The sequence below is a fragment of the Streptomyces sp. NPDC044064 genome (assembly GCF_056434245.1).
The window spans coordinates 61,959-68,850 of record NZ_JBWKFN010000033.1 but is presented as its reverse complement, the minus strand read 5'-3'; the positions used below and the strand labels follow the sequence as shown (position 1 = coordinate 68,850).

The following is a 6,892-nucleotide window of genomic DNA, read 5'->3' as shown; positions in this document are numbered from 1 at the left end:
CCCTCCCCCCCCCCCCCCCCCCCCCCCCCCCCCCCCTCCCCCCCCCCCCCCCCCCCCCCCCCCCCCCCCCCCCCCCCCCCCCCCCGGCCCCCTTCGAGGGTTCGGTCCGGCCGGGGTGGGGCGCTGCCGGCGGCGTGCCGCGCTGTGACGGCGCACCCGCTCCCGCCCCCGCCTCAAGGACCCACCGCTGCCCCTTGGAGCCGTCGCGGTCCGCGACCACCACCCGGGTCGGGGAGTCTCCGGAGCCCGGGGCGAGGGCGAGCCCCTCGGGCCGGCGGAGCAGGACTTCGCCGCGGACCGTGATGTCGTACGAGACCTCTCCGGGGTGCACGACGCAGGCGGACACCACGACGCTCCGCGTTCCCGGGTCGGCGGCCAGGCACAGGGCGGGATCGGCGGCGCTGCGCAGCAGTCCGTCGTCCTGGTACGACCACTGCTGTGACCCGGCGGACGAGCACTCCGCCAGCACGGCACCCGCCCCCGCCTCGCCGTTTCCCCCTCTCGCGGCCAGACAGAGCCCGGAGGCGAGGCTGCGCAGCCTGCCGTGGGCGACCTCGACGGGATCGCCGGCCGAGGCGGCGGACGAGGAGACCGTGGCGGACCGGTCCCCGTCGGCGCCGGGACGGGCGGAACTGCCCACCGGGGCACCCCAGGTGGCCCCGGGACCCGGGACACCGTTGTCATCGGACCAGCCCCTGACCACGAGCACCGTGGCCAGCAGGGCGAGCGAGGTGAGACCGACGCCCACCGCCAGGGCCGTACGCCGCCTGCCCCCCGACACCGCACGTCGCCCGCCGTCGGGAACGGTGCGGTGCCGGCCGCCTTGCGCCGGGGTCACCGCGTGCGGCGCGGGCGGCTCCTCCTCCGGGGCGCCGCGGCCCGGCCGGGAGTCGAGATAGCGGCGGGCGCCCCAGCCGAGCACGGTCTCGGCGAGCAGGACTTCCAGGCCGCCCTCGAAATGGCTGAGCTGTTCGGCGGCGTGCCGGCAGTGGCGGCACGCCGCCAGATGCGCCTGCACATCCGGGAGCAGGGAGCCGCCGCGGCGAATGGGGACGTCCAGGAGGCGGTTGTGGAAGCGGCATTCCCTGGAGGGTGCGAGTTCGCGGTGGGCGCGTACGCAGCCCGCCCGGAATTGATCGCGGGCCCGCTCCAGGGCGATCTCGGCGGTGGCCGTGTCCACCCCCGACAGACCAGCGGGTATGTTTATGGGCTCCGCCTCGACCTCGGTATGCCACAGAAGGCATTGGGAGGCTGCGGGCAGGGCCTGGAATGCGCGTTCTGCGAGTTGCCGCCTTTCGGGCGTGCCGGGCTTTGTCGCGCGCAGACCACGGCCACCGGTGGTTCTGCGCAGTTCCGGCACGACCACACAGGCACCCTCGTCGGCGGCCCAGGTGCGGACGGTCTCACGGACGGCCACCAGCAGCTGCGGGCGCAGGGCGCCGCCGACCGCCCCGCTCGTGAGCCGGCCGAGTACCTGCTGGAAGGCGGCGGTGGCCACCAGTTGCGCCGCGGGCCCGGCGGCGGCCAGGCAGACGATCGCGTAGTCGCGGGTGGCCCGCCAGTGCCGGGCCAGGAGCAGCGCGACGGCGTGATGGCGGCCGTCGCCGGGGCCGCCCAGAAGGGCGACGAGATCACGGTCGGACTCCCCCGGCAGCGAACCGGGGCGGGGCGGGAACGGCGGGCGTGGGGGGTAGAGGGACGGCACGGAACACCATTTCCTTTCCAGCCGCAGGGCGGCATCCGAAATGGCGCCCCATCGGAAAGCAGTGCCTGATCGGTGCATACCTGAGGGGCCCGGCCTTGCCGTTCGGTTGCGACCTCTGCCCCTCTCACAGGAGGGCTCACCTTCGCACACCGACCTCACAGGAAACAAGAAGTTCGAATGACTCGGCGTCAAAGTCGGGGAAATGCACAACAGTTACCGGCGGTATCCACACACCTCTTTGAGGGTGCGGTTGCATGACGGTCAACTTGTGCGCACGCAAAGCCGGATGCCACACGAAATCTCCAACTCCCCGCCCGCCCCCTCGACGGACACGCACAGCCGGTTCCCACGTTCTTCCCGGCGCGCTCTCATCCGCGTGCCCGAGCATGGCCGCATGATCGCCCCCCACCCCACAGCGACCCCCGCCTCCGTCCGCTCGGTACGCAAGGCGGTCGTCCCGGCCGCCGGGCTCGGCACCCGGTTCCTGCCCGCGACCAAGGCGACGCCGAAGGAGATGCTCCCCGTCGTGGACAAGCCGGCCATCCAGTACGTCGTCGAGGAGGCCGCGGCGGCCGGTCTCGACGACATCCTGATGGTCACCGGCCGGCACAAGCGCGCCATCGAGGACCACTTCGACAGCGCCTTCGAGCTGGAGCAGGCCCTGGCGGCCAAGGGCGACACCGTGCGCCTCGACGCCGTACGCGATCCCGCACGGCTGGCCGACATCCATCACATCCGCCAGGGCGACCCGCTCGGCCTCGGCCACGCCGTGCTGTGCGCCCGCCACCACGTCGGGGACCAGCCCTTCGCCGTCCTGCTCGGCGACGATCTGATCGACCCGCGGGAAACCCTGCTCAGCCGCATGCTGGACGTCCGCGACCGGTACGCGGGCACGGTGGTCGCGCTGATGGAGGTCGACCCGGCACAGATCCACCTCTACGGCTGCGCGGCGGTGGAACCCACCGGCGAGGAGGGGGTCGTACGCGTCACCGGCCTGGTCGAAAAGCCGTCACCGGAGAAGGCGCCGAGCCGCTATGCGGTCATCGGCCGCTACGTCCTCGACCCCGCCGTCTTCGACGTCCTGGAACGCACCCCGCCGGGCCGCGGCGGCGAGATCCAGCTGACGGACGCCCTCCAGGACCTGGCCGCGGACGGCACGGTGCACGGGGTCGTCTTCGACGGCCTGCGCTACGACACCGGCGACAAGGCGGACTACCTGCGCACAGTGGTCCGCCTGGCCTGCGCCCGCCCGGACCTGGGTCCCGAATTCAGGGGCTGGCTCAGGGCGTTCGTGGCAGCGCTGGAGGACGGCGAGGCCGGCACCGGGAAGGAGCGCCGGGCGGCCTGAGACGACGCGAGGGGAGGGATCCACCGGACCCCTCCCCCAGAACACCCTGAACCTGACGGGGCCCGCGAATCCCGCAGACCACACCGGCCCCACGGGCTCTACAAGTCCCGCGTCAGTCCTTGCTGTTGGGACGCAGCGTCCACACGACCTGCATCTCGCCGGTGACCGCACCGTCCGCACGGCGGATCTCGATCGTCACCGGGAACTCGGGGCGCTGCCCCGCGTCCAGCTCGGCCACGACCTCGGCGGCCGGGCGGCCCAGCTTCGCGGTCGCGGTGACGGCGCCCATCGCCAGCTTCTTGTAGGCGATCTCGGCCCGCACGGCGAGCGGCACGGCACGCGAGAGCTGGTCGCCGAACGCGGCCAGCACGATGGCCCCACTGGCCGACTCCCCGAGCGTGAACATCGCACCGGCGTGCGGCCCACCCACGTGGTTGTGGAAGTCACCCTGGTCCGGCAGGGACACCACGGCCTGGTCCGGAGACGTCTCCAGGAACTCCAGGTTCAGCGTCCGGGCCATCGGCACGGTGGCGGCGAGCATGTCGCCGATCGACATCTGGTCTGCGCTCATGCCGCCATGTTACCCACGGGTAGGGTGGCTGGCCAGTACCCCCATTGATCACCGCTGTATCGTTGCGGCCCATGTGGCCAGGGGAACAGCCGCCGGGAAGCGGCCAGCAGCACAACCCGTACCAGCAGCCCGGCTACCAGCAGCCCGGCCCCTATCAGCAGCCGAATCCGTACCAGCAGCAGCCCAGCCCCTACGCCGGTCAGCAGCCGCCCGCCGAGTGGGGACAGCCCCCGGCACCGCAGCCGGGCGGCGGCGGGCGCACCAGGCTGGTGGCGATCCTGGCGGCGGCCGCCGTGGTGGTCACGGCCGGTGTGACCGGGGTCCTGCTGCTGGGCGGCAAGAGCGACGACAAGGCCCGGCCCGACCCCGCCACGTCCTCCCCCACCGCCACGCCCCCTTCGCCCACGGACAACCCGCGCTCGGCGGACGGCGTCCCGAAGCCGACGGTCGCCGGCTGGAAAGTCGTGGTGAACCCGGTCACCGGCATCGCCTTCGACGTCCCCGCCGGCTGGCAGGTGCGCTCCAAGGACTGGATCACCTACGTCACCGAGGACTCCGACGACAAGGTGCTGGTCGGCATGAAGGCCCCCGCCGTGCTGAAGGAGAAGTGGTGCGGCACGGACGAGGACAAGGACGGCAAGACCGACTACACCTCGCTGGCGAACGTGGGCACGCGCGGGAACAAGGGCGCCAAGAACCCGGCCGATGTCGCCCGCCAGGACTCGGCGAACTGGGTCTACGGCTGGTACACGCAGCCGGACCGCAAGAAGGTCACGACCGGCCCGGTCACGTCGTTCACCACCGCGTCCGGCATCACGGGCAGCGTCGCCACCTCCCGGTCGTCCGGGACGGTGAAGCGGGACCGGTGCGACACCGACGGCAAGGCGACCACGTTCGCCTTCAAGGACCGTGACGGCGCCATGCTGTCGTGGTCGTTCTTCGGTGCCGAGGGCGTCTCGGAGGAGGTCCCGGACGCCACGGTCAGCAAGATCATGCGGACCGTGCGGCTGTACGACGAGCAGTCACACTCCTGATTCGGTACGTCCCTGACGAGGGCCGGTGACCGAATCGTTTCCCTGGGCACACTAGGGTTGCTGGCCATGTGGCCAGGAGAGCAGCCGCCCGGGGGCGCGCAGAACCCGCAGAACAACCCGTACCAGCAGCCGGGTTACCAGCAGCCGAATCCGTATCAGCAGCCCGGCTACCAGCAGCACCCGCAGCAGGGGCAGCAGGGGCAGCAGGGGCAGCAGCCGAACGCGTACGGGCAACAGCCGCAGTGGGGAGCACCGGCTCCCGCCGGTGCCCCGCAGCCGCCGCAGAGCGGTGGTGGTGGCGGTGGCGGCAACCGGACCAAGCTGGTCGCCATCGTCGCGGCAACGGCCGTGGTCGTCGCGGCCGGTGTCACCGCATTCCTGGTCCTCGGCGGTACCAAGAAGGACGAGGCCGACAGCGGCAAGGACAAGGGCAAGGCCAGCCATTCGCCGAAGACGGATCCGACCGCGAGCTCGTCCGCCACGAACGACGACCCGCGCGGCGACGAGACCGAGAAGCCGACCGTCGCGGGCTGGAAGGTCGTCGTCAACCCCAAGTTCGGCACGGCGTTCGAGGTCCCGGCGAGCTGGGAGGTCGAGTCCCCCGGCACCTCCGTCTTCATGGAGGACCACGCCGACAACGACAAGCTGATCACCTCGGTGTCCGGACCGGCCGAGTACCAGTCGAAGTGGTGCTCGACGGACAGCAACAAGGACGGCAGGACCGAGGACACCGCACTGGCCGTCGCCGGCACCCGGGGCGAGAACGGCGCGAAGAGCCCCGCCGACGCGGCGGTCACACGGGTGCCGTGGTACGTCTACGGCGGCTACACCCAGCCCGACAAGAAGAGCATCACCTTCGACAAGAAGGCCACGCCCTACAAGACCGCGTCGGGCCTTCAGGGCGCCTACGCCTGGGCCCACTCCGCCAACAGCCCGCAGAAGGGCAAGTGCGCGAGCGACGGCAAGGCCCTGACCTTCGCCTTCAAGAACTCGGCCGACGACATCGTGTCGTTCGACTTCTACGGCGCCAAGGGCGTGCACAACGAGGTCGACACCGCAACGATCATGAAGATCCTCAGCACGGTACGGCTGCACGGCGATCCGACGAACAGCAACTGACGGATCGGCGGTGGAGGGCCGGGAAGCCGCCCGGTGACCTCCACCGCCGAGGCCGTCAGACCGGGCAGCCGGGCCCGGTGGCGGGGTTGGTGCAGGTGTTGCTGCCGGGACCACCGTCGTTGAAGTTGGTGCCGGGACCACCGTCGAGGCTGTCGTTGGCCTCGCCGCCGAAGAGGTCGTCGTTGCCGGCCTCGCCGGAGAGCGTGTCGTTGCCGGTGTTGCCGAACAGGTCGTCGTTGCCGTCGCCGCCGAAGAGCGTGTCGTTGCCTTCGCCTCCGAAGACGGTGTCATTGCCGTCGTCGCCGAAGAGGTTGTCGTCACCGTCGCCGCCGTTGAGGCCGTCGCCGCCGTCCCCGCCGGAAACGGTGTCGTTGCCGGCGCCGCCGTTGAGGCTGTCGCTGCCCTTGCCTCCGTCGAGGTTGTCGGCGCCGCTGCCGCCGTCGAGGCTGTCGTCGTTGGCCTCGCCGGCGAGGGTGTCGCTGCCGTCTCCGCCGGAGAGGACGTCGTCGCCGTTGCTGCCGTTGAGGACGTCGTTGCCGTTGCCGCCGTCGAGACCGTCGTTGCCGTTGCCGCCGAAGAGCGTGTCGTTGCCGTTGCCGCCGGAGAGGCTGTCGTTGCCGGAATCGCCGCAGATCCGGTCGTCGCCGCCCAGGCCGTCGACGCGGTCGTTCCCGGCCAACGCGACGATCACGTCATTGCCCGGGGTGCCCACGATGTCGTCGTCGCCGTTCGTACCGACGATCGTCGCGGGCACGCCCTCACAGGTCGGGGCGGGCGCGTGGGCGGCAGGCACCGTGGCGGGTGGGCGAGCGGCGCCGGTGACGAGGCCCGCGGTCGCCAGGGCCAGCAAGGGAAGCAGCAGGCGGCCCGCGCGACGTGCCCTCGGGCGCGCGCCCGGCGGCATGGCCGACCCGGAGTCTCCGTCGGGTCGGTTGTTCCGGCGGTCCGGCAGATCCAGTTCCATCAACGTGCACCTTTCAAGCGGAAAGAGAGTTCCCGTGCGAGGGGCCGGGTCCCGGCCCCCCCCCCCACAGACCCGGACCCAGCCCCCTCTCCGAGCGGCCCCCACAGGGGGGTCGGTTTCAGTTTTGGTAAGCGACGACCACGGTCGTGGC

Annotated in this window: 6 protein-coding genes; 3 read left to right on the top strand and 3 right to left on the bottom strand. The window is 71.9% G+C overall.

Features of this window, described 5'->3' with window-relative positions; all coding sequences use genetic code 11:
• Window positions 1-1,705 (bottom strand): RICIN domain-containing protein (locus AC07DS_RS38110; RefSeq protein ID WP_479153006.1); only part of this gene is annotated, 1,705 nt, incomplete at its 3' end.
• A 394-nt stretch (window positions 1,706-2,099) separates the two neighbouring features.
• Here AC07DS_RS38110 and galU point away from each other — a divergent pair.
• Complete coding sequence (gene galU, locus AC07DS_RS38105; RefSeq protein WP_479153005.1) at window positions 2,100-3,053, top strand: UTP--glucose-1-phosphate uridylyltransferase GalU; 954 nt, start codon at window positions 2,100-2,102, stop codon at window positions 3,051-3,053.
• A gap of 112 nt (window positions 3,054-3,165) precedes the next feature.
• On the opposite strand, the gene AC07DS_RS38100 is transcribed toward galU, so the two are convergent.
• Window positions 3,166-3,624, bottom strand: a complete 459-nt coding sequence (locus AC07DS_RS38100; RefSeq protein ID WP_479153003.1) for a DUF4442 domain-containing protein — start codon at window positions 3,622-3,624, stop codon at window positions 3,166-3,168.
• A gap of 71 nt (window positions 3,625-3,695) precedes the next feature.
• On the opposite strand from AC07DS_RS38100, the gene AC07DS_RS38095 reads away from it, so the two are divergent.
• Window positions 3,696-4,658: a DUF8017 domain-containing protein gene (locus tag AC07DS_RS38095; RefSeq protein ID WP_479153002.1), complete on the top strand. Its 963-nt coding sequence runs from the start codon at window positions 3,696-3,698 to the stop codon at window positions 4,656-4,658.
• 66 nt (window positions 4,659-4,724) lie between these two features.
• Complete coding sequence (locus tag AC07DS_RS38090) at window positions 4,725-5,777, top strand: DUF8017 domain-containing protein (protein ID WP_479153000.1); 1,053 nt, start codon at window positions 4,725-4,727, stop codon at window positions 5,775-5,777.
• Window positions 5,778-5,832: 55 nt separating this feature from the next.
• Here the strand turns inward: AC07DS_RS38090 and AC07DS_RS38085 are convergent, their stop codons facing one another.
• Entirely contained in the window at window positions 5,833-6,741 is a 909-nt protein-coding gene (locus AC07DS_RS38085) for a calcium-binding protein (protein WP_479152998.1), read from the bottom strand.
• Window positions 6,742-6,892: the final 151 nt, after the last annotated feature.